Below are 23,024 nucleotides of genomic sequence, written 5' to 3'. Positions count from 1 at the left end.
TTATCCAATCATTGCGACATAACCTGCCGCATCCATCAAGCTGTCGAGCTGGCTTGCGTCAGAAATTTTCATCTTCCACAACCAGCCTTCTTTTTCTGCCTTCTGGTTAACGAGTGCCGGGTCGTCGCTCAAAGCTTCATTGACTTCGCTAATTGTGCCATCAACCGGTGAAAAAACGTCTGATGCAGCCTTGACCGATTCGACAACAGCGACAGAATCGCCCTTTTTGACCGTGCTGCCGACTTCCGGCAATTCGACGAAAACAAGGTCGCCAAGCTGCTCCTGAGCATGGTTTGTGATGCCGACCGTTGCAAGATCACCATCAAGACTGATCCATTCATGATCTTCGGTGAAATACAGTTTAACCATGTGTTTTATCCTTTAAAATAACGATGTTCGACAAAGGGAAGTGTGTGGACAACAAGCGGTATTTTCTTACCGCGAACTTCAGTTTCAAGCTCGGTTCCGGCTTTTGCTAGGTCGATTACAACATAACCCATTGCAACCGGACCATTGAATGACGGGCCGAAACCGCCTGATGTAACATGACCGACGAGTTTGCCCGTCTTGTCAAAAATTTCTGCACCGGCGCGCACCGGTTGGCGTGTTTCAGGCATCAAACCAACGCGGCGACGTGTTGCACCATTTTTCAATGCTTCGAGAAAAGCCTTGGCACCGAAAAAATCGCCCTTCTCACGTACCGGTTTGGTAACCGCCCAGGTAATTGCCGCTTCAACCGGATTGGTTTTTGCGGTGATGTCGTTGCCATGAAGGCACAAGCCCGCTTCAAGTCGCAGACTGTCGCGTGCGGCAAGGCCGATCCATGTTACGCGCGGGTCGCTCAACAATTTTTCGGCTAGTGCTTCAGCTTCACCGACGGGCAGACCGATTTCAAATCCATCCTCGCCGGTATAGCCCGAACGTGTCATAAACCAGTTTTTCTTCGGCTCGAAACCATGCATGAAATGAAGTTCATTTCCCGGTAAGCCTGCTTTTTTGATAACATCGGCAGCCTCCGGCCCCTGAAGTGCCAGAAACACGCGTTCAAGCGGTTCGATTGTGCAGTCAAACCCGTGCGCGCGTTTTTGAAGTTCGGCAATATCGGCGTGCGCATTGCCGGCATTGGCAACAACCATGAAACGTTTCTCGCCAAGACGGGTGACAATGAGATCGTCAAGGATGCCCGCCTCTTCATTCAAAAGGTAGTTATAACGTGACTGGCCGATTTGCAGTGCTTCGGCGTCAAGTGGCAGGGCTTTTGACAAAAAGTCGGCTGCATCATTTCCTTCAACCAGTATCAGTTTCATATGAGAAATATCGAACAGACCCGCATGGGCACGTGTATGCAAATGCTCTTTCATAACGCCGAGCGGGTAAGTGAGCGGCATGTTCCATCCGGCAAAATTGCCGAATTTGGCTCCGGCTTTTTCATGCATATGAAAAAGCGGCAAAGTTTTAAGGTCTTCTTGAGAGTTGCCCATAAATTGCTCCGAGGTTGCGCCAATAGATACACAATGCATCTATTTCACACCCCTCTGTCTTGAGCCTGAGAGACTTGTGGAAAGCTCTCCCCTCCACTTACACCTTCGGCGCGGGACAAACCCGACTTTCCAGAGCTGTCTTGATCTTTTTACGGTTCCTTGTGCCTGAGAGATTACGGGCTGTTTTCCCCTTCGGCGGCCAAAACACGGTTGACTGTATTTTTACACTCTCCCGCAAAAAGATGAGAAAGGGTTAAATTTACCCCTCCCTGACATAAAGCCGGTTCTAGCCGATCTTCAAAGTGAAGTCATCCTCAAAAAATCATTTCCCCCGACTAAGTCGGGATATTTAACCCATATGTTCATAACAATTCCCCATATGTTCATGACAATTTATTGTGATAATAAAGCTAAAATAATTTAGTTTTCTTCAAACTCTTAATGATTGATCTTGCTGCCAAGGTAAAATCCCAAAGCTGTCGCGAAAAGACAAAAGACGACAGAAATAATAATATTGAAAAAAGCCTCACCGACTGCACCTTTTTTCAAAAGTTCGAAGCTCTGCAAGCTGAAAGAAGAAAAGGTCGTAAAGCCACCACAAATCCCCACCATGACAAAGAGCCGGATATTCTCGCTCACCGGCCATTTTGCCTCTGCAAGAGTGATAACGCCAAAAAATGCGATCACAAAAGACCCGACAATATTGATAAGAATTGTTCCCCATGGCAAATTTTTACTGACCGGAACCATGAGGAGCGATAACCAGTAACGTAAAACCGTGCCCAGTGCACCGCCAAAAGCCACCCATAATGTTGCAGTCATCGGATAATCTCCTTAAAGGAAGGAAAAATATTTCAACTCCAGCATCAAATAAAATGCCGAATTGGAAATTAAATGCAGTAAATTAGCATGACGATTTAAAACAGAATGCCCAAAAAAACAAAATAAAGGACTAAAAATGCCAGCGGGAAAACAGGAATTATTGGATTTTCTAAAAACACTTGGCATTCATGTCAAAACAACAACCCATCCGGCTATCTTTACCGTCAAAGACGGCGAAGATATTAAACAAAATATCGCCGGTGCCCATACCAAGAATCTGTTTCTGAAGGACAAGAAGGGGCATTATTTTCTGGTGACACTGGGAGCTTATTCGGTTGTCGATCTTAAACATCTTCATGACAAAATCGGTGCATCGGGGCGCCTTTCCTTTGGTAGCCCTGAAAAACTTTCCGAATATCTCGGCCTTTATCCGGGCGCTGTCAGCGTTTTCGGTCTGATTAATGACAAGGGAAATCATGTGACATTCATTCTTGATAAGGCGCTTTACAATCACCCTATTATCAATTGCCACCCGATGACCAACGAGGCAACCACGTCGATTTCACGCGAGGATCTTGTAAAATTTGTTCGCGCCACAAATCACGAGCCGCTTATTATTCAGGTTTCAGAGGAAGAGGGTTGAAATTCGTATCCAAAGGCACGATTTTGAGAATAGAAACGAATAGACATTTCGTAAGAAACAGGACTTGATAATGAGTGACAATCCTTTTGCGCCACAAGGCGGGCAAATGAATGCAAATGTAAATTTGGCCAATCAAACAGGTGGGGCAGATAATTCTGTCATCAAGGATACAACAACGGCCGATTTTTCAAAGGATGTCCTTGTCGAATCAAAAAAGCAACCTGTTATTGTCGATTTTTGGGCAACATGGTGTAACCCGTGCAAGCAATTGGGGCCTGTTCTTGAAAAAGTAGTCAAGGCAGCAAAAGGTGCTGTCAAACTCGTTAAACTCGATATTGATAAACATCCGGCCATTCCCGGCCAGATGGGAATACGTTCCGTACCTGCCGTCATTGCTTTTGTTGATGGCCACCCTGTTGACGGTTTTATGGGGGCGGTACCGGAAAGCGAAGTCAAAAAATTTGTTGCAAAACTAACGGGTAACGAAAAAGAAGCAGCAATTGACGAGGCTTTGGAGACAGCCAATGAATTGCGCAAAAGTGGCGATGTGACAGGTGCTGCTACTTTTTATGCGCAAATTCTGAAACAGGCACCTGATAATGTCACCGTTATTGCCGCTTTTGCCGATATGCTTGTCGAACATGGCGAACTTGATCAGGCCAAAGGCATTCTCAAAGCTGTGCCGGATGCCAAAAAGTCAGACCCAGCTATTCGTGCTGTCGAAGCGAAAATTGCTCTTAAAGAAGAAACCGCCAAATTGGGCGACCCGACAGCATTGAAAAAACGCATTGCCGAAAATCCGAAAGATTATCAGGCGGCCTATGACCTTGCTCTTGTATATAATGCTGAAAACAAGCGGGATGAAGCGGCTGATTTGCTGCTCGGTATCATGAAAGCGGATAGAACGTGGAATGATGACGGCGCAAGAAAACAATTATTACAGTTTTTTGAAGCCTGGGGCGCAATGGATCCGGCAACATTGACCGCGCGTAGAAAACTGTCATCTTTGTTGTTTTCTTGATGGCTTGTCTGCCTAAAACCTTGAAGACTTTATCATTATCGGGATGTTAAAAAATATCTCGTTCAAATTTTTAAAAACCTTTATGGCTCTGGACGATAAAAAACAATGAAAGCTGGAAATGCCCACTATATTCAGGTGAAAGACCTGCCCGACGAAATCGGCCTGTTTCCGCTCGAAGGGGTTCTGCTTTTACCGAATGGCTATTTGCCGCTTAATGTTTTCGAGCCGCGTTATCTTGAACTTGTTGAAGATGCAATAAAAGGAAACCGGTTGATCGGCATTATCCAGCCGGAGCCGGAATCAAACAATGCCGAAAAGCCGGAGCTTTATAAAACCGGCTGTATCGGGCGCATCACAAGTTTTGCCGAAACCGGAGATGGCCGGCTGATGATCGGCTTACAAGGTGTTTGTCGTTTCAAACTTCAAAAAGAAATTACAAGTGACAAACCCTACCGGATTGCAAAAATTACGATTGATGAAAGTGACCTCGTCGAACAACCGGATGCGGGCGATAAAATCAATCGCGAAGAGCTTCTTGATACTTTTGAAAAATTTCTTGATGCCCATGAAATGGAAGCCGATTGGGATTCGATCATGCAGGCACCGACAGAATCGCTTGTCAATGCGCTTGCTATCATGGCGCCTTTCGGAACTGCCGAAAAACAGGCGCTTCTTGAAGCACCCGATATTGTTGCCCGAGCTGCAACCCTCGTTGCTTTGACAGAACGCTCGCTTATGGAACATAGTGGTGATGATAAACCGCTCAATTGAATGCCGTTAGCCGTTAGCGGTTCGAAGGATTGGATATGATCTGATGGTCAAATATGCAACCGACCCGAAAATGCTCGAACTTCTGGTCTGTCCGGTAACAGGCGGAGAACTTCATTACGACAAAGAACGACAGGAACTTATTTCCAAAAAAGCGAGGCTTGCTTTTCCTATTCGTGACGGCATACCGATTATGCTCGCCTCGGAGGCGCGCCCATTGGAAGAAAACGAAATATAATTTTTCTAAAACCTTGTTTCGCTTTCGAAAGACCATGCTATAACGTAGATTGTGGTCGCATTATTCCAATCAAGGCGGTTGAGCCTTTCTATTATTATAGAGAACGATATTGTTAGAGATTGCTTGGGATTTTGTTGTCCAATCGTTTTGATTATTTGAGAGGGCACAATCATTATGGCTTCCAGAAAACTCTTTCTTCTTCCCGGAGATGGTATCGGCGTTGAGTCGATGGCCGAAGTTAAAAAAATCATTACTTATATGGATAAAGAACTCGGGCTTGATTTCGAGTGTGAAGAAGGGCTTGTCGGGGGTGCCGCATATGATGCTTATGGCACAGCAATTTCAGAAGACGATATGAAACGGGCTTTGGCAGCCGATGCGGTGCTTTTTGGTGCTGTTGGTGGCCCGAAATGGGCAAAAGTCCCTTATGAGGTAAGACCCGAAGCGGGGTTGTTGCGGCTGCGCAAAGATCTCGGTCTGTTTGCAAATTTGAGACCGGCCATTTGCTACCCCTCGCTTGCTTCTGCCTCATCGCTTAAGCGCGAACTTGTTGACGGGCTTGATATATTGATTGTACGCGAATTGACAGGCGGCGTCTATTTCGGCGAGCCGAAAGAAATTATCGAACTCGACCATGGGCAAAAACGCGCAATTGATACCCAGATTTATGACACCTACGAGATCGACCGCATTGCAAGGGTTGCTTTCGACCTTGCCCGCACCCGCAAAAATAAAGTGACTTCTCTTGAAAAACACAATGTCATGAAAACCGGCATTCTCTGGAACGAAGTCGTTACAGAGGTCCATGACAAGGACTATAAGGATGTAACGCTCGAACATATGCTGGCCGATTCCGGCGGCATGCAATTGGTGCGCGCGCCCAAGCAGTTCGATGTTATTGTGACCGACAATCTTTTCGGCGATATTTTCTCCGATATTGCAGCTATGCTTACAGGCTCGCTCGGCATGTTGCCTTCTGCGTCTCTCGGCGAGGAAGACAAGAAAACCGGCAAGCGCCATGCGCTTTATGAACCGGTTCATGGCTCTGCTCCCGACATTGCCGGAAAAGGTATTGCCAATCCTATCGCAATGATCGCGTCACTTGCTATGTGCCTGCGCTATTCTTTCCTCATGGGGGCTGAAGCCGACCGGCTGGAAAAAGCGATATCTGCCGTTCTTGATGATGGCGTGCGTACAGCCGACATTTATTCGGAAGGCATGAAAAAGGTTTCAACCAGTGAGATGGGGGACGCCATTTTGCAAAAATTCAAAACGATGGTTGCATAAAACCGGCTTTCCTGACCGGATTGATGAATAGATTTTCATGAAGAAAACTTGACCGGATTAACGCCGGTCAAGTTGAAATACTGCTCGAAAACATTCATCAATTTTGTTTTTTGAATAAAGATAAACCCCGAAAACGCCGGGAAGCTGCGATTTTTAGACTGTTTTTCAATAGCTTTATTGCTTTTAGATATTCGGAACCGGTTTCATCAGCCTTGAAACTTCCAAAAATTTTTGCTGCTAACTGCTTCTGCTTTTTATTGCTTGAAATTCAAGCTTTGTTGATGTGCAAATCTTCGTCTCGACCTCTGATAAAATGGCAAGATTTTCTTATGCAACCTGTTAAGACCAAAAGAATTCAACATGAAAAATAACCGATTATTATCGTGTTTCTTGACAGAGGTTGAAAATACGCTAAAACCAATGCAATCAAGGAGTTTAGAAATGGGCTTTTACGGGTTCCATATCAATCGGTTTCCGAGCTGCCATCGCGGCTTTGATGACTGCTGCGCATCCTTGAAAATTATTGGCCACAAAAAAACGACAAAGAAAATTATCTGACGTCCCTTGGCCAACCTGCTCTCTCCCGGGTGCGGCCCGGGGGGTAAGCCTGACGGCCGCCGGGCTTCTTCACAAAACACGGAGAGAGACAGGAGTTCTGATTAAATGGGTTTTAAGGTTGCTGTTGTAGGTGCTACGGGAAATGTTGGACGAGAAATGCTCAACATCCTTGAAGAGCGTGGTTTTCCGGCTGATGAAGTTGTACCACTCGCTTCGCATCGGTCATTGGGAACAGAAGTTTCCTTCGGTGACAAAACATTGAAGACCAAAGTTCTTGATAATTACGATTTTTCCGATACCGATATTTGCCTGATGTCTGCCGGTGGCGATGTTTCCAAACAATGGGCACCAAAGATCGGCGCTGCGGGTGCTGTCGTTATCGATAATTCTTCGGCCTGGCGTTATGATATTGATGTTCCGCTCATTGTTCCGGAAGTCAATCCGGATGCAATCGAAGGTTTCAAAACACATAATATCATTGCCAATCCGAACTGTTCGACAGCCCAGCTTCTGGTTGCTCTAAAACCTCTGCATGATGCCGCAACCATCAAGCGCGTTGTGGTTTCAACCTATCAATCTGTTTCCGGTGCCGGCAAGGCAGGAATGGACGAGCTATTCGAGCAATCACGCGCCGTTTTTGTGGCAGATCCTATTACAGTACGTAAATTTACCAAGCGTATTGCTTTCAACGTTATTCCCCATATCGACGTATTCATGGAAGACGGCTACACCAAAGAAGAATGGAAAATGGTTGCCGAAACCAAAAAAATGCTTGATCCAAAAATCAAGCTTACTGCTACTGCTGTTCGTGTTCCGGTTTTCATCGGTCATGGCGAGGCAGTCAATGTCGAGTTTGAAAAGCCCATCACAGCCGATGAAGCCCGTGAAATTCTGCGCAATGCTCCAGGCTGTCAGGTTGTCGACAAGCATGAGGACGGCGGCTATATGACACCTTATGAATCAGCCGGAGAAGACGATACCTTTGTCAGCCGTATCCGCGAGGATATCACTGTTGAAAACGGCCTGTCTTTCTGGGTTGTTGCCGATAATTTGCGCAAAGGTGCAGCTTTGAATGCGGTGCAGATTGCCGAACTTCTGATCGCCCGTAATCTGATTACACCTAAAAAAGCCCAAGCATAAAAACTTAGTCAAAGCATATTTTGACTTTACGAGCTTCAACGCCGTTTTGAAAAGATAAAAATACCCCTGACGGGATTTTCTCGCAGGGGTATTTTTTAATCTCGAAAATATCATTCGTTAATGACGGCAGCTTTATTCCAATCTTGAACAAAAAACGGGAATAAACCGCATCATGAATCAATGCTGGTGCACAATTCCTATAAAGCCAATGAAACACTTTCCGATAAGTGCTTCCGATATTTATGGGAGAGTTTTATTCTCTATAGTTGCTCTCCATCACAGCTAAGTTCAAAACCCGCAACGGGGTTGATAATGGAAACTCTTTCTTTGCAAGTTTTTTTAGAAGAAAATATGCTTTTCCAGCCTTAAAAAAACGCGGCGGTTTTAATTAAGCTTATTTTCGCCGCGCCTTTCCGAACATCCCCTACCTTTCCGGCATTCCCTCATTTTTGTAGGCTTTTCCCCATTTTGTCGGCCTTCCCGCTTTTCTGTCGGTCCTCAAGCGAAATAAAGATTTCAATTCCGAAAACTTTTATTTTCCCGCGCGATTTTTTAAAACCGGAATTTTTAAAATAACAACGTGGCTGTCTGGCAAGAAAACATATGCAAAACAAAACAGGGATAAGTTACAGAAAAGTTTGATCAGGCTTTAGCGACGGGGCTAACGCCGTAAATTCTTCCCCCTTAAAAGGCTTTGAATTTTCTCTAAAACACTCTGACCATTTTCAGTATTGAATGATAGATTTCGAACAAAAAGGCAAACGGAGAAAATTCCAGCGACTCATGAAGATTGACGAAGTTGGAGAGATAATTGCAGAGAAACTGCGTTTTTCGAGAGTCAATAGCATCTGAAAGATAATTTTAAAACCGTTTTAAATAACAAAAATGCTGCAAATCGGCCTTTTTTACCAAAAGATAGTTTTTTATCTTTGCAACATTCATGATTGTATATAAAACTAAATGAAGAAAACCATGCAGAAATACCGGTCAATCTTCCGGTAATATGTGGAGGCAAAAATGATACGTGCTGTTGCACAGGTTATATTAGATTGTGCCGGTTATATCACCGCACTTTTTATTCCTGAAGACGCAACGAATTTTGACTTCATCCGCATGGGCGTCGCACTAATGATGTTGATTTTTTTCTCGATTTTGTGTTGGCTGCTTCCTCAACTTTTTCACAATGGCAAGCACTCTCACTGATACACGAAAAAATATTTTCCTTTATTTGATTATTTATAAAAAAATCATCCTGTCACATGACTAATGTCTATTGAAAATGTTGCTTGGTTTTTATACCACTTCCGGTAAAACTGATCGGCATATTGGTTAGAAAATCTTGGGCCCTGTTAGAACCGGCATTCAGAATTTTTAAAACCAATGAATGAACGGAAATTTTTCAGCCTATGTTTTGAGATGAAACATCCTGAAAAGAATATGAAGGGTTTCAATAATGTTTCTTGATAAGATCAAAAGACGTACAGTTCTCGGGCTTGCTTTTTCTTTTGCCACTTTTGCAAGTGTTTCAGCTTTGGCACCGGTTCTCGCTTATGCCGAAGATAAAACCAGCATCAAGCTTGGAACGATGGAAGGTGAAGAATCGGAAGTTTGGAAGGTTGCTGTTCAGGAAGCCAAAAAACAAGGCCTCAACATTGATCTTGTTTTTTTCTCCGATTACGCCTTGCCGAATGAAGCCGTCAATGCCGGTGATATTGACGCAAATTCATTTCAACATAAACCCTACCTCGACGCGCAAATCGAACAGCGCGGTTACAAACTTTCCGTCGTCGGCTATACTGTGCTTTTCCCGATGGGCGTCTATTCCCACAAAATCAAAGACTTGAAAGAGCTTCGTGACGGTGCTGTTGTCGGCGTTCCCAACGACCCGTCAAATGGTGGCCGCGCGCTCCGTCTATTAAATGATATGGGATTGATCAAACTCAAAGACCCGAACAATGTTCTCGCTTCCAAGCTTGATATTGTCGAAAACCCTAAAAAACTTGAAATTCGCGAGCTTGATGCCGGTATGCTCGGTCGTGCCATTGATGATTTCGACATTGCTGTTGTCAATACCAACTGGGCTTTGACCACTGGCCTCAAACCCGATAAAGATGCGATTGCTTGGGAAAAGTCCGAAAATAATCCCTATAACAATATTATTGTCGTGCGCACCGCCGATAAAGACGAACCATGGGTGAAAAAACTCGTTGCTGCCTATAATTCGGAACCGGTTCGCGCAAAAATCAAGGAAGTGTTTGGCGTAACTGCCCAGCCATTATGGTAAATTCAAACATGGGTTCAGCATCCGAACCAATCATATCACTTAAAAATATCAGCCGCCGTTTTTCCCAAACGGCGGCCGTTGACCATTTGTCACTTGATATTGAAAAAGGCGAAATTCTTGGAATTATCGGGCGCAGCGGCGCCGGTAAATCCACGCTTATTCGCTGTCTCAATGGTCTTGAACGTGTTGATGAAGGACAAATCTTCTTTGAAGGCCATGACGTTTCGCATTTGAGCGAAAGCGAATGGGCGCCCTACCGTCAACGCATCAGTATGATTTTCCAGCATTTCAACCTGTTGTCATCGAAACGTGTGATCGACAATGTTGCATTGCCATTAAAGCTTGCTGGTGTGCCGAAAGAAAAACGTCGTGAACGGGCTATGGAACTTATCGAACTTGTGAGCCTCAAAGGGAAAGAACAACATTTTCCGGCCGAGCTCTCCGGCGGGCAAAAACAGCGCGTCGGCATTGCGAGAGCATTGGCTGCAAATCCGAAAGTACTCCTATCCGACGAGGCAACTTCGGCACTTGATCCGGAAACAACCCAATCCATCCTTGAATTGATTGCCGATATCAATAAAAGGCTCAATCTCACAGTGGTTCTGATTACGCATGAAATGGAAGTCGTAAGTTCCATTGCCAACCGCGTTGTCGTGCTGAACAAGGGTAAAATTGTTGAAGAGGGGTTGGTAAGAGATATTTTTGCTTCTCCCCAAGATGATACCACTATTGCGATGCTGCGCATTGTGACACCACAATTACCGGCCGAATTTGCCAAAAGGTTGAAGCCGGAAGGCGATGAAGCTGTTATCGAGCTCAATATTGCCGGTGACGTAGCAAGAGAACCGTTCCTGCATTTGATAGAATATGAAAGCGGATTGATCCCGCGCATTCTTCATGGCGGCATTGATACGATTCAGGGAGAACCGGTCGGCCGTTTCTTTCTAGGCCTTCCGGCGAAAGACAAAGACAAACTTGACAAGGCGGTTTCCTGGCTTATCAAGCATGGCCGTTATTGCGAGGTTCTCGGTTATGTATGATGTACTTTCAAAAGAATTGCCGAAAGCGATTATAGACACCATCATCATGACGGTGAGTTCTTCGCTGATGGCGCTCATTCTGGGTTTGCCGATCGGGCTCATCCTTTATATGACGGCAAAGGGAAGCCTGTTTCCCAAGGAAAATCTTAACCGGTTATTAAGCTTCCTTGTCAATTGTGTGCGCGCCATTCCGTTTATCATTTTCGCTTTTTACCTTCTTCCCGTGACGCGCGTTGTTGTCGGCACCGGTGTCGGGATCAAATCTGTTATCTTTGTGCTGATATTATCGGCGACACCACTTTATGCGCGTTTGGCAGAACTGTCATTTCGTGGGGTTGACAAGGGACTTGTCGAAGCTATCCGCTCAATGGGCGCGTCACGCATGCAAATTGTTACCAATGTCATTGTACCGGAATCATTTTCAAGCCTCGTGACCGGCTTTACTGTGATGGTTATTTCAATTATCAGTGCAACGTCGCTTGCCGGTTTTCTGGGGGGGGGCGGTCTTGGTGACATGGCGATCCGCTATGGTTACCAGCGCTATAATCCGGAGATTATGAACATTGTTATCGGTGTTCTGATTATCATGAATCTGGTTGTGCAATCCTGCGGTGACCGGTTGGCCCGCAAGCTTGACCACTCGAAACGTTAGCCATTTCACTTGGAAAAGGGGAGGAAGAATGATGAAAGATACTAAAAGCCGAATAACAAATTTCGTGTCTGTGGCTCCGATTGCCACTTTAATTGCCGCTTCCATGCTGCTTTCCGGCTGTGGTGGACGCGACGCCCATCCGGTCGCTTTGACCAATCCGAACGACAGCGTCATGGATTGTGCGGGTATTTCGCGTGAATTCCACGCCAATGAACGCCAGATTCAATCGGTTGTTCATGAGCGCACAAATGCACAAGGAAAGAATGTTGCATTGGGGGCAGCCGGTATTTTCTTCTTTCCTGCGTGGTTTTTTATGGACCCGAAATCGCCGGAAAGAGTAGAAATTGATGCATTGCGCAATCGTAATGGCGTATTGCAGGACATTGCACGCACCAAACATTGTGCTCCCATGCAATCGGAATTGACGGAAGCCTATAAACAGCTTGACAGTCAAAAAGCGGCTAAGCCCCAAAAGAAATAAACGAAAAACGAATCGATTATAATAAAAGGCCGGTTAAACCGGCTTTTTGTTTTTATTGCGCTCATATTTATTCATGATTGCCCATAATGGCTTGCTATCGGAATGCAACAAAACGGGCAAAAGAACAAACATCGGCTTTATAAATAGAAATTCACTCTTTCCTGAAACTATGTCCGTTTTCATCATGGTTTTAAAACTTTCGCGGGCGCGCACAAGCGCCGGAGACACGCTTAAGCGCGCGCCTATCCGCGTTTCCGGTTTTTCTCGCACTTATCCCGATTGGCGCTTGCAACTCTTTAACATGAACGTTTTGATTAACGGAGACCTTCACAAGCCCTGATAAACAAGACAAATGCCGTTCGGCATAAAAACCGGAAGTCACCCTTTCCCTGTGATGATTGAGTGCAAGGCCTTGTCCGATCATAAAAAGCCTTGCCCGATAATGTTTCATTGCTGTTTTTAAAACAGGCAATTTTTGTCTTTTAAAACACAATCATTCTTCGTTCGGCAAATCAGACGCTGTTATTCTATCTTCAACAAAGCGCGCATGTTAAAAAATCCGGTTTTCCCCTCGAAGTTTAATAGTCGTGGCGGTATTTTTTAATAGCGTTTGCGCAATGCTTCTGCAAGAGCCGAACCGAAACTGCCCTCTTGGGAAACCGGCTTTTTATTTTTCATATTACGCGAATGATTGCGTCCCGAATTTTCCGGCGAAGCGGCTTTTGTGCGACTATCCGGATTATCAGGATGTTTTTTCATACTCAACGAGATGCGTTTACGTGCTGGATCAACATCAAGCACTGTGACAGAAACAATATCTCCGGCTTTTACCACTTTATGCGGATCACTCACATAAGTGTCGGCAAGTTGCGAAATATGGACAAGTCCATCCTGATGCACGCCTATATCGACAAATGCCCCAAAATTGGCGACATTGGTCACGGTTCCTTCAAGCTTCATCCCCGGTTTGAGGTCGGAAATTTCGTCAACACCTTCGGCAAAAGTTGCTGTTTTGAATTCCGGCCGCGGATCACGACCGGGTTTTTCCAATTCGCTCAAAATATCTTTAACAGTCGGCAAGCCGAACCGCTCGTCAATAAATGTTTTCGGGTCGAGTTTTTTCAAAGCAGCACTATCACCCATCAATGACCGCAAGTCACGGCCACATGCAGCAACAATTTTACGTGCAACGCTATAGGCCTCCGGATGTACTGCCGAAGCATCAAGCGGTTCGTCGCCATTCCGGATACGCAAAAAGCCTGCACATTGCTCGAATGTTTTTGCACCGAGTCGTGGTACCGACTTCAACCCGTTACGATTTTTGAATGGGCCATTTTCATCACGATAAGCAACAATTGCATCGGCCAATGATGCCCCCACCCCCGAAACACGGGCAAGCAGAGATGGCGAAGCGGTGTTGAGGTCAACCCCCACGGCATTCACCGCATCTTCGACAACACCGTCCAACGCTCTCATCAACTCGAACTGGTCGACATCATGCTGATACTGCCCGACACCGATAGATTTCGGTTCGATTTTAACCAATTCGGCAAGTGGGTCCTGCAAACGCCGTGCAATCGACACGGCCCCGCGCAGTGACACATCAAGATCGGGAAATTCGTTTGCCGCAAGTTCGGAAGCCGAATAGACAGAAGCACCGGCTTCCGAAACAATAACCTTTGTCGGCCGCGGCGCTGGCATATATTTCAATAAATCGCCAACAAGCTTTTCTGTCTCGCGGCTTGCTGTGCCGTTACCGATAGCGATGAGGTCAACCTGATGTTTTTTAATGAGGGTGGCAAGTACCGCCTCTGCACCGCGAACATCATTTTTCGGCGGGAATGGATAGATGGTTGCGGTTTCCTTGAGTTTTCCGGTTTTATCGACCACTGCAACCTTGACACCAGTGCGAATGCCCGGATCAAGTCCCATTGTTGCCCTTTCACCCGCCGGTGCAGCCAATAAAAGTGCTTTCAGGTTACGGGCAAAGACTGAAATTGCTTCTTCATCGGCGCGCTCATGCAAATCGCGCATCAAATCAAGTGAAAGGTGCAAAGACAGTTTTACACGCCATGCCCATAAAGCGACATTAACAAGAAAAATATCGCCGGGAAGTTGATTGCCGATTTGATAGGCCTGTTTGATCAGCTTTATAACCGGTTTTTCGCCATTTGGAATATCCTCGTCGACTTCGATATCGATATTCAGGATTTCTTCATTACGCCCACGAAACATTGCCAATGCACGATGGCTCGGCACGGTCGACCATTTTTCTCTATGGTCGAAATAATCGGAAAATTTCGCACCTTCCTGCTCTTTACCGGCAATAACCTTGGCATGAATAAAGGCATGTGATTGCATATAGTGGCGTAAATTTCCGATGAGTTCGGCATTTTCCGCCATGGTTTCCGCAATAATATCGCGAGCACCGTCAAGAGCAGCTTTAACATCGGCAATTTTGTCATTGATATAATCTTTGGCAAGAAGTTCCGGCTCTTCCTTGCGATTTTTCAAAATTTCTTCGGCAAGCGGCAATAATCCGTTTTCTTTGGCAATCTCGGCACGGGTGCGCCGCTTTGGTTTGAACGGGAGATAAAGGTCTTCCAATTCAGCCTTCGAGCTTGCTTTCCTTAACGATTCTTCCAGTTCCGGCGTAAGTTTGTTCTGTTCGCGAATAGCTTGAATAATCGCTTCGCGGCGTGCTTCCATTTCACGAAGATAAATGAGCCGTTCCGACAACAGGCGCAATTGTCCATCATCAAGGCCGCCGGTTACTTCCTTGCGATAGCGGGCAATGAAGGGAATGGTTGCCCCCTCGTCAATGAGGGCGATTGCGGCAGCAACCTGAGATTGACTTGCCTTGATATCACCAGCAATTGTTTGGCAGATTGATTGCGCAATTGTCGTCATTCTATTTACCAGATTCTTTCAATTTTAAGGAGAGATTACGGATCGCGAACCAAGAACGCAACCGTAATTCTTCCCCTCATAAAAAATAATCAAGCCCTTTTTAATCGGGCTTATTCACCTTATGTTTAAATTTGCAGCCAATATGAAAGGGACTTTTCATGACATCACTTTTTGACCCGATCAAGGCAGGAGACCTTGTTCTAAAAAACCGCATTGCCATGGCACCGTTGACACGCGCTCGCTCTCCCAATGCAACACCCAATGATTTGAATGTTATCTATTATCGCCAACGCTCGACCGCCGGCCTTATCGTCTCTGAAGGTACGGCCATTTCACAACAGGGACAAGGCAATATCGACGTTCCGGGGCTTTATGAAAAAGCGCAGCTTGCCGGTTGGAAAAAAGTGACTGATGCTGTTCATGAAGCAGGCGGCAAAATTGTTGCCCAGCTTTGGCACACGGGACGTATTTCCCACAGTTCATTGCAACCTGCAGGTAAACCGCCTGTTGCCCCTTCCGCCCTTCAGGCAAAAGCCCGAACCTATATCAAAGATAAGAATGGTCAGGGTGAATTTGTACAAACATCGACACCACGTGCATTGGACGCATCCGAGATTCCCGGCATTATCGACGATTATCGTAAAGCCGCACGCAATGCTGTCGATATTGCCGGTTTTGACGGCGTGGAAATTCACTCGGCCAATGGCTATTTGCTTGACCAGTTCTTGCGCTCGGACTCCAACCACCGCACCGACGAATTTGGCGGGTCGATTGAAAATCGTTGCCGTTTTCCGCTGCTTGTTGCTGAAGCCGTTGCAAAAGAAATTGGTGGTGGTCGAACAGGTATCCGCATTTCTCCGGTGACCCCCGCCAATGATGCCCATGATCCGGACCCGCAGCCGCTTTTCGATTTTTATGTCGATGCTTTGGCTGCCTATGAGCTTTCCTTCATCCACCTGATTGAAGGCGCAACAGGCGGTGACCGCAATTATACCGAAGCCGATTATGCATTCGACTATAAGCGTTTGAAACACGTCTATCGCGATGCCGGTGGCAATGGTGCATGGATGGTCAATAATGGCTATACCGCCGAAATGGCTGAAAAAGCTGTTGGGTCGGGCTATGCCGATATTGTGTCTTTCGGCCGTCCGTTTATTGCCAATCCCGATCTTGTCCGTCGTATCAAGGAGCATGCTCCATGGAACGAGGTTGATCAGACAACGCTCTATGGCGGTAACGAAAAAGGCTATACCGATTACCCGACTTTGGGCTAGCCGGTTTTAGATTTCCAATAAAAAACCACCTGCGTAAAGCAGGTGGTTTTATTTTATTCGAAAAAATTCCGATTCCGCTCTCAGGCAGAAATATCGATAATGCCTGCTTCACCACTTTCTGAGCCGAATGCCAGCCGATAGCCTTTATCATCCCAGGCCATAGTTGAAATGGCACCTTTTCCTGGACGGCGCAAAAGCACTTCTTTCGCATCGGCAAAGCGGATGAACAAAATCATGCCGTCATTAAATCCGGCAGCAACAATGTCTTCTTCCGGATGGCAGCACACACATGTGACCATGGCATCAGCACGAGTGCCGAGTTCAAGGGGGGCTTTTCCCATCGGACCATCTTTGGCCTGAAATGGCCAGACAATGGCAGCCGGAGCGCCGGACGTGGCAAGCCACTTACCTTTGGCACTCCATGACCAACTTTTGACCTTTGCCGGATAGCCGCTCATGCGCAAATGCTGGTCATCACTCAACCGCCAGCCATGCAAGGCATTTTCCTGCATCGACGAAATGACATAGCGGCCATCGGGCGAAAATGTAACAGCAAAATGTGCGCCTTTCCATGTAAGGTCGGTAGGCTTGGTGTCAGCACCAAGCCAATGCAATGTCACGCCATTATATCGTGCCACCGCAAATCTTAGGCCTTTTGGTGCAAAAGCAAGATCTTCAACGCTGCGCTCGTGATCAAACTCCTGAAGCCCCTTGCCTCCATCGGCCCCCTTGCCGCCATCGGCCCATGCAGTGCGTGAAAAAGCAAAGGCGTAAGAATTGTCGGGACCGGCTGCAACCGAAGTGATCCACTTTTTTTCGTGATGGGCAAGTTCGCTGCATTGAAGATCACTCTTCGTGCGGCAAATCCGGCCGTCTTCACCGCCGGTAATAACAGATTTCTTGTCTCTCGATAAAGCAACAGAGGCAATCCCTTCATGCGCCTCGACTACCTTTTGCTTGTCGCCAAGCAGGGTGATTTCACCACTTGCCGTCACAAAGACCGGCTGGTCATCTAAAAACCCCGCCAACAGGCAATAGCTGTCGAGGTCACAATGTGCAATTGTCGGCATAGAATCCTCTCAAAAATCAGGCACAATTTTCGAAGCCGGCTTTGAGCTTTTCGGCATCAAGTTTGCGGCCGATAAAGACCAGACGGCTTTCATGCTTTTCGCCTTCTTTCCACGGTCTCTGGCTGTCGCCTTCCAAAATCATATGGACACCTTGTACGACATAACGGTCCTTATCACCTTTGAAAGCGATAATGCCTTTCAGTCTTAAAATATCCGGCCCTTGAGTCTGGGTGATTTGCTGGATCCAAGGGAAAAACTTGCCCGGATCAAGCTCGCCCGCCCGTAAGGAAACGGATTTCACTGTTACATCGTGAAGCGCTGCCCCATGGACATGCTCCTCCCCGTCATGGTGGTGATGTTCGTGGTCGTGGTCATGATGATGGTGGTGATGATCATGATCGTGATCGCATTCTGGCCCACAAACATGTTCTTCCTCTTCTTCGTCATGATCAAGAAAATGAGGGTCATTTTCTAGAGCACGGCTCAAATCGAACGCACCGCGATCAAGCACTTCGTTCAAATCGACATTGGAACGTTGGGTGCGAAAGATAACAGCAGAAGGATTGATTGCACGTATTGTTGCTTCGACATCGGCAAGTTCCTGCGGGCTGACAAGATCGGTCTTGTTCAAAAGGACCACGTCGGCAAAAGCAATCTGGTCTTCTGCTTCTCTGCTATCTTTCAACTCCAACGGCAAATGTTTTGCGTCAACCAGCGCGACAACAGCATCAAGTTGCGATTTTGCCCTGACATCATCATCCATAAAAAATGTCTGTGCAACCGGAACCGGATCGGCAAGACCGGTTGTTTCGATAATGATACCGTCAAACCGGCCCGGACGACGCATCAAACCGTCGACAACACGGACCAGGTCGCCGCGCACTGTGCAGCAGATACAACCATTATTCATCTCGTAAATTTCTTCGTCGGATTCGACAATCAGATCATTGTCAATACCGATCTCGCCGAATTCATTAACAATGACAGCATAATGCTTGCCATGATTTTCTGTCAAAATCCGGTTAAGAAGCGTGGTTTTACCAGCCCCCAGATAACCGGTCAGAACAGTTACCGGAATTTTACGGGGTGTTTTTTCAGTCTCGCTCATAGCATGACCTTTCAAATGACGGGAATTTTTACTGTTGTCGATATAGGCTTTCTCAATACCGATTTCTACCTTTTGAACCGGTGCTTTCTAGGAAAGATCATCAACGTCAAACGCAAACATATCTTCGAGTAACTCGCGAAAACCTTTCAGGGCGTGATCGAAAATTGCCTTTCCTGCCTCTTTATTCGCGGCAAGCGCATTTCCCGCAACACCCTTTCTGTTGAGATCTGCCATTTGCCAGCCAAAAGGAAATGGTCCATAGGCTCTCAAATATTTGAATTTTTCTTTGAGCTCTTTCTGCCAATTGGCAAAATTTTGTGCTTTGCCCATTTTTACTTCTTCAGGTGCAAGGTAAAGCATGAGCGAAGTTTCGATAAAGCCGGCATGAATATCAAGCTCTTTTTCTTCAACTGTCATCATCCCTTCGGGAAGACCGAAGCGTCCCCAGCTTGTTGCGACAGCAAGCATTTTGAAGCGATTGCGCAATTCGGTGATGACAATGTTCATCAATGGTGAATTGCCGCCATGAGCATTGAGAATAAGAAATCTGTCTATTCCATTTCTGTAACAGTCAGCGCCGATTTCGATCCACCTGTCTATTGCTTGAGAATATCCAAGTGTTTTTGTCCCCCCCCGACCGCCATGTTCAATAGAATAACCAATATCTTCGCTATCGAGAACAACAACCTTTTTTCCAATACAAGTTTTGTTTTCAAGTTTTTTCGAAAATGCTGTTGCAATGACAGCATCCGTGGAAAGAGGCAGATGCTGCCCATGATATTCATACGATCCGAGAGGCAAAATGGCTATAATTTTATCTTTTTCTTTCAATGCTAAAATTCCCGATAAAATATTTTCTTCTTTTTTATACAGAGTTTTGTTATCTATCTTCGCTATGCAAGAATTTGTTATCTTTCTTCACTATAGAAGAATATGAAATTCTAAGTGAAAATACGAATCATACAGGAATACTACAAGAAACCAGATAATTCATTTAAAACGTCTTCGGGGAGACATAACTTAAATGGTCGAAAAAAACCAGATACCTGCATTGGATATTGTTCAATCCACTGCAAGAATGATGAAAACATTATTGGCACGCCGACTCTATGAATTCGGCTTATACGCAGGCCAGGACAGAATCATTCTTTCGTTGGCATTAAAAGACGGGCAATCGCCCGGGAATCTTGCAAAACAGCTGGGCGTCAAACCTCCCACAATCACCAAAACAATTGCGCGGCTTCAAGAACAAGGCTTTGTCACAAAACGCAGTTCCCATAAAGATCAGCGCCAACTTCACGTTTTTCTGACCAAAGATGGCCATAAAATTGTCAAGCTTATCGAGTCGGCCATTGCCGATACTGAAAAAGATATCACAAATGGCCTTGATGAGGGGGAACATTTGATGTTGCTTGCCTTGCTGGGGCGCATTCAAAAAAATGTTCAGGAACAACAAGTGGAATTTTCTAACGTTTATATTGATGGCGAAAACGACGTGCTCTAGTCTGACAATGGAGCCAAACTCCTAAAACAGGAAAGAACATAGCCACCGGCTTATCAAATGACCGGTTTTACCATCCGATCAAGCTTTCCGTATTTGTTTCATTCGGCGTGAGCTCTTTCAAGTGCAATGATGTTTTGCGACTTGTCTATGTTTGCGGTCTGGTACCGGAAATAACACAGTTTTGTTTGGACAAGCCTTTAAATTTATTATCACCTGTCAGGTGAAAATAACGTTTCACGCTTTTCCAGAACCTCCCAATGGGGTATTCATTCAATCCTCTTGAAGGTAACAGAAGCTTGCTGTTGTTTTATCTTTGATAGGATGAGGGGCATTGTCACAAAAAATCAAGCTTTCTACCATTGCCGATGCATTGAATGTATCTACAGCTACGGTTTCACTTGCGCTACGTGACAGTCCGCTTGTAGCAGATGACACGCGTGACAGAATCAAGGATTATGCTCGTGATATCGGTTATATTTATAACCGCCGCGCAGCAAGCTTGCGCACATCACGCTCGGGCATTGTCGGTGTCGTTGTTCACGACATTATGAATCCGTTTTTTGCCGAAATATTGCGCTCGATCGAAACTGAACTCGACCGGTCGCGGCAAACCTTCATTCTTTCCAACCATTATGACCAGTTGGATAAGCAACGCAATTTTCTGGAAACGTTACTCCAGCTCGGAGCTGATGGCGTCATCATGTCACCGGCAATCGGAACTCCCGCAAAAGACATCGAGATGGCGCAAAATAACGGTTTGCCTGTTGTGTTTGTCGCTCGTCATGTCGAAGGGGTAAATGTTCCGGTTTTTTGTGGCGATGATACTTATGGTATTTCTCTTGCTACCAACCATCTTATTTCGCTCGGGCATAAATGCATCGCTATGGTTGGCGGCACCGATTACACATCGACAGGCCATGACCGTTATGAAGGTTATCGTCACGCCATGCAGCTTGCAGGCCTTGAAGCAAAACCCGAATGGCGCCTTGAAGGACCGCGAACAAAACAGGCAGGCTTCGAAATTGCACCACAATTTCTGGCACTCAAAGATAAACCGACAGCCGCTGTCTGTTTCAATGACCTTGCCGCTATCGGTTTGATGAACGGAATTGCCCGTGCCGGCCTCGTTGCAGGGCGGGATATTTCTGTCACCGGTTATGATGATCTCGAGGAAGCGGCAATTGCCACACCCGCACTCACCACAGTCTGGAATGGTCAAAGGGAAGTGGGAAGGCGTGCAGCGCGTGCTCTTCTTGACCTTTTGAACGGTACCGAAGTGAAAAATGGTCACGACCTTATCAAACCGGAATTGCACATTCGCCAATCAACCGGTCGCATGGTTCCGCGAAAAGACTGAAAACTTTAATTTTCTGATATCCGTTTCCGATAATCTATGATTCTGACATCATAAAGTGACTTTCGCTTTATGATAAAATGTGGTTGTTTTTTCGCGTTTCCAACAGTTCCATACATAATTTTAAAACAGAATATGGGGCGGAATTCGAGTGTAAAAACAGCAAAACCTTTTTCCGGTTGGTGCGTCAATTCTCTTCGGACACAGTAACGGATACCACTCTGTTTCAAAAAGCAGGAATGGTTGCTCCGGCTTCATCAAAACAATTTTTGAAAATGCTGCAACAAAAACAAAAAAATCTTGCATTCAAAAACCATAACAAAATGGATCTTGCGCATAAACTTGAAAAAGGTTTCATAATTTTTCCGAATAGCGTACTTTTACGAAAGCCGATATTTTTTGGAATAAGTGTTTCCTATTTTTTCACGGCTTGCCTTTTTTCAAGGTGATTATTTTTCCACGGCACCCGTTTTCTCGAGCCGCTTATCATAATGATGATGAACTGCTTCGCCAAATGCTTTAAATATCTTGTTTGATGGTATATCGCTTGTTGCCCAATATTCGGGATGCCATTGTACCCCGAGGGCAAAATCTTTCGCATCCTTCACACTGACTGCTTCAATCGTGCCATCGGCGGCTATCGCTTCGGCAACAAGACGTGGCGCGAGCTTGTTGATTCCCTGCTGGTGAACTGAGTTCACCATGATTTCGCCGGTTCCTACAATTTCTGCGAGCGACGTATTCTCGCTCACATGCACCGGTTGTCTTATGGCGAACTTTTTATCACTGTCACTTTTATCATTGGCTCTATGATCGAGTTTCCCCGGTATTTTTTGTAGCGCCGGTGACAATGTCCCCCCAAGAGCGACGTTGAGTTCCTGTATACCGCGGCAAATGGCAAGAAGTGGCAAACCTAGCCTGATTGCCGCATGGATAAGGAAAAAAGATGTTTCGTCTCGGGCAAAATCGAACGGCTCATGATCTGTCGTGGCGGCTTCGCCATAGCGCGCGGGATTTACATTGGATTTCGCTCCGGTGATAAGAACACCGTCCACAACCGCAAGTATGGATTGTATATCGGCATCTCGCCCAAGTGACGGCACGATAAGAGGCGCAACATCAGCGACCTTTGACGCGGCCTCAAGATATTGTACGGGCGCGCCATTCCAGACATAACCGTCAAAGGAGGGGCAATCGGAGGGTACCGCAACAAGCGGCTTTAAACGATCAGCCATTTGTGTTCCCTTTATATATTATCCGGTCAATATTCAAAGAAAACGGGGGTTTGTCAAATGCCCTATTTCCATTCAGACTGGTGTTTTTAAAAATATTTTCCCTGAACTTTTCACGATCAGAAATCTTGAAAAATGAAATTTTAGCAAAACCACT

22 protein-coding genes and 1 riboswitch are annotated in these 23,024 nt (G+C 45.9%); of the genes, 14 read left to right on the top strand and 8 right to left on the bottom strand.

All coding sequences use genetic code 11. From position 1 onward, the window contains the following. The 3 genes from gcvH to crcB all read right to left on the bottom strand — a co-directional run bounded on the left by gcvH (position 1) and on the right by crcB (position 2,303). A complete protein-coding gene (gene gcvH / locus H3V12_RS10565) occupies positions 1 to 369 on the bottom strand; it encodes a glycine cleavage system protein GcvH (protein ID WP_075869183.1) in 369 nt (122 codons plus the stop codon). Positions 370 to 374: 5 nt separating this feature from the next. Beyond that, positions 375 to 1,481, bottom strand: coding sequence for a glycine cleavage system aminomethyltransferase GcvT (gene gcvT / locus H3V12_RS10560; protein WP_198214630.1), 1,107 nt, complete (start codon positions 1,479 to 1,481; stop codon positions 375 to 377). Positions 1,482 to 1,525: 44 nt separating this feature from the next. After that, a riboswitch (glycine riboswitch) is annotated at positions 1,526 to 1,624 on the bottom strand. A 295-nt stretch (positions 1,625 to 1,919) separates the two neighbouring features. Beyond that, positions 1,920 to 2,303: a fluoride efflux transporter CrcB gene (gene crcB / locus H3V12_RS10555; protein ID WP_198214629.1), complete on the bottom strand. Its 384-nt coding sequence runs from the start codon at positions 2,301 to 2,303 to the stop codon at positions 1,920 to 1,922. Between the two features lie 136 nt (positions 2,304 to 2,439). On the opposite strand from crcB, the gene H3V12_RS10550 reads away from it, so the two are divergent. The 11 genes from H3V12_RS10550 (at position 2,440) to H3V12_RS10505 (ending at position 12,415) form a co-directional block, all read left to right on the top strand. Next, entirely contained in the window at positions 2,440 to 2,946 is a 507-nt protein-coding gene (locus H3V12_RS10550; protein WP_198214628.1) for a prolyl-tRNA synthetase associated domain-containing protein, read from the top strand. A gap of 70 nt (positions 2,947 to 3,016) precedes the next feature. After that, on the top strand, positions 3,017 to 3,967 hold the full coding sequence (gene trxA / locus H3V12_RS10545; protein ID WP_078040028.1) for a thioredoxin: 951 nt from the start codon (positions 3,017 to 3,019) through the stop codon (positions 3,965 to 3,967). A 105-nt stretch (positions 3,968 to 4,072) separates the two neighbouring features. Continuing rightward, complete coding sequence (locus H3V12_RS10540) at positions 4,073 to 4,738, top strand: LON peptidase substrate-binding domain-containing protein (RefSeq protein WP_198214627.1); 666 nt, start codon at positions 4,073 to 4,075, stop codon at positions 4,736 to 4,738. A 43-nt stretch (positions 4,739 to 4,781) separates the two neighbouring features. Further along, positions 4,782 to 4,973, top strand: coding sequence for a Trm112 family protein (locus tag H3V12_RS10535; protein ID WP_198214626.1), 192 nt, complete (start codon positions 4,782 to 4,784; stop codon positions 4,971 to 4,973). A 174-nt stretch (positions 4,974 to 5,147) separates the two neighbouring features. After that, positions 5,148 to 6,260 carry a 3-isopropylmalate dehydrogenase gene (leuB, locus tag H3V12_RS10530; RefSeq protein WP_198214625.1) on the top strand — a complete coding sequence of 371 codons (1,113 nt, stop codon included), beginning with the start codon at positions 5,148 to 5,150 and terminating at the stop codon, positions 6,258 to 6,260. A gap of 663 nt (positions 6,261 to 6,923) precedes the next feature. Beyond that, positions 6,924 to 7,958 carry an aspartate-semialdehyde dehydrogenase gene (locus H3V12_RS10525; RefSeq protein ID WP_198214624.1) on the top strand — a complete coding sequence of 345 codons (1,035 nt, stop codon included), beginning with the start codon at positions 6,924 to 6,926 and terminating at the stop codon, positions 7,956 to 7,958. Between the two features lie 1,017 nt (positions 7,959 to 8,975). Further along, a complete protein-coding gene (locus H3V12_RS11110; RefSeq protein ID WP_198223209.1) occupies positions 8,976 to 9,161 on the top strand; it encodes a hypothetical protein in 186 nt (61 codons plus the stop codon). 250 nt (positions 9,162 to 9,411) lie between these two features. Then, positions 9,412 to 10,242 (top strand): MetQ/NlpA family ABC transporter substrate-binding protein, encoded by an 831-nt coding sequence (locus H3V12_RS10520; RefSeq protein ID WP_075869193.1) that lies wholly within the window; start codon positions 9,412 to 9,414, stop codon positions 10,240 to 10,242. Positions 10,243 to 10,250: 8 nt separating this feature from the next. Next, on the top strand, positions 10,251 to 11,282 hold the full coding sequence (locus H3V12_RS10515) for a methionine ABC transporter ATP-binding protein (RefSeq protein ID WP_198214623.1): 1,032 nt from the start codon (positions 10,251 to 10,253) through the stop codon (positions 11,280 to 11,282). Beyond that, positions 11,275 to 11,934, top strand: coding sequence for a methionine ABC transporter permease (locus H3V12_RS10510; protein ID WP_198214622.1), 660 nt, complete (start codon positions 11,275 to 11,277; stop codon positions 11,932 to 11,934). Before H3V12_RS10515 ends, H3V12_RS10510 begins: the two co-directional genes overlap by 8 nt. Before the next feature lie 28 nt (positions 11,935 to 11,962). After that, the gene (locus H3V12_RS10505; RefSeq protein ID WP_198214621.1) at positions 11,963 to 12,415 is read left to right on the top strand and encodes a hypothetical protein; all 453 of its coding nucleotides are present in this window, start codon (positions 11,963 to 11,965) and stop codon (positions 12,413 to 12,415) included. Positions 12,416 to 13,015: 600 nt separating this feature from the next. Here the strand turns inward: H3V12_RS10505 and H3V12_RS10500 are convergent. Continuing rightward, positions 13,016 to 15,325 (bottom strand): Tex family protein, encoded by a 2,310-nt coding sequence (locus H3V12_RS10500; RefSeq protein WP_198214620.1) that lies wholly within the window; start codon positions 15,323 to 15,325, stop codon positions 13,016 to 13,018. Between the two features lie 158 nt (positions 15,326 to 15,483). On the opposite strand from H3V12_RS10500, the gene H3V12_RS10495 reads away from it, so the two are divergent. After that, the gene (locus H3V12_RS10495; RefSeq protein WP_198214619.1) at positions 15,484 to 16,599 is read left to right on the top strand and encodes an alkene reductase; all 1,116 of its coding nucleotides are present in this window, start codon (positions 15,484 to 15,486) and stop codon (positions 16,597 to 16,599) included. Between the two features lie 80 nt (positions 16,600 to 16,679). On the opposite strand, the gene H3V12_RS10490 is transcribed toward H3V12_RS10495, so the two are convergent. The 3 genes from H3V12_RS10490 to H3V12_RS10480 all read right to left on the bottom strand — a co-directional run bounded on the left by H3V12_RS10490 (position 16,680) and on the right by H3V12_RS10480 (position 19,608). Continuing rightward, positions 16,680 to 17,669 (bottom strand): WD40 repeat domain-containing protein, encoded by a 990-nt coding sequence (locus H3V12_RS10490; RefSeq protein ID WP_198214618.1) that lies wholly within the window; start codon positions 17,667 to 17,669, stop codon positions 16,680 to 16,682. A 16-nt stretch (positions 17,670 to 17,685) separates the two neighbouring features. Beyond that, the gene (locus H3V12_RS10485; RefSeq protein WP_075869198.1) at positions 17,686 to 18,777 is read right to left on the bottom strand and encodes a GTP-binding protein; all 1,092 of its coding nucleotides are present in this window, start codon (positions 18,775 to 18,777) and stop codon (positions 17,686 to 17,688) included. An 87-nt stretch (positions 18,778 to 18,864) separates the two neighbouring features. Continuing rightward, positions 18,865 to 19,608: a creatininase family protein gene (locus tag H3V12_RS10480; RefSeq protein ID WP_198214617.1), complete on the bottom strand. Its 744-nt coding sequence runs from the start codon at positions 19,606 to 19,608 to the stop codon at positions 18,865 to 18,867. Between the two features lie 193 nt (positions 19,609 to 19,801). Between H3V12_RS10480 and H3V12_RS10475 the strand changes: the two genes are divergently transcribed. Both H3V12_RS10475 and H3V12_RS10470 read left to right on the top strand, forming a co-directional pair. After that, positions 19,802 to 20,281, top strand: coding sequence for a MarR family transcriptional regulator (locus H3V12_RS10475; RefSeq protein ID WP_198214616.1), 480 nt, complete (start codon positions 19,802 to 19,804; stop codon positions 20,279 to 20,281). A gap of 331 nt (positions 20,282 to 20,612) precedes the next feature. Continuing rightward, on the top strand, positions 20,613 to 21,638 hold the full coding sequence (locus H3V12_RS10470) for a LacI family DNA-binding transcriptional regulator (protein WP_198214615.1): 1,026 nt from the start codon (positions 20,613 to 20,615) through the stop codon (positions 21,636 to 21,638). A 446-nt stretch (positions 21,639 to 22,084) separates the two neighbouring features. On the opposite strand, the gene H3V12_RS10465 is transcribed toward H3V12_RS10470, so the two are convergent. Beyond that, complete coding sequence (locus H3V12_RS10465) at positions 22,085 to 22,870, bottom strand: gamma-glutamyl-gamma-aminobutyrate hydrolase family protein (RefSeq protein WP_198214614.1); 786 nt, start codon at positions 22,868 to 22,870, stop codon at positions 22,085 to 22,087. Positions 22,871 to 23,024: the final 154 nt, after the last annotated feature.

This window comes from Bartonella sp. W8167, from assembly GCF_016100335.1.
GTDB lineage: Bacteria > Pseudomonadota > Alphaproteobacteria > Rhizobiales > Rhizobiaceae > Bartonella > Bartonella apis.
The sequence above is the reverse complement of the archived record's forward strand: the minus strand, read 5'-3'. Positions and strand labels throughout refer to the sequence as shown.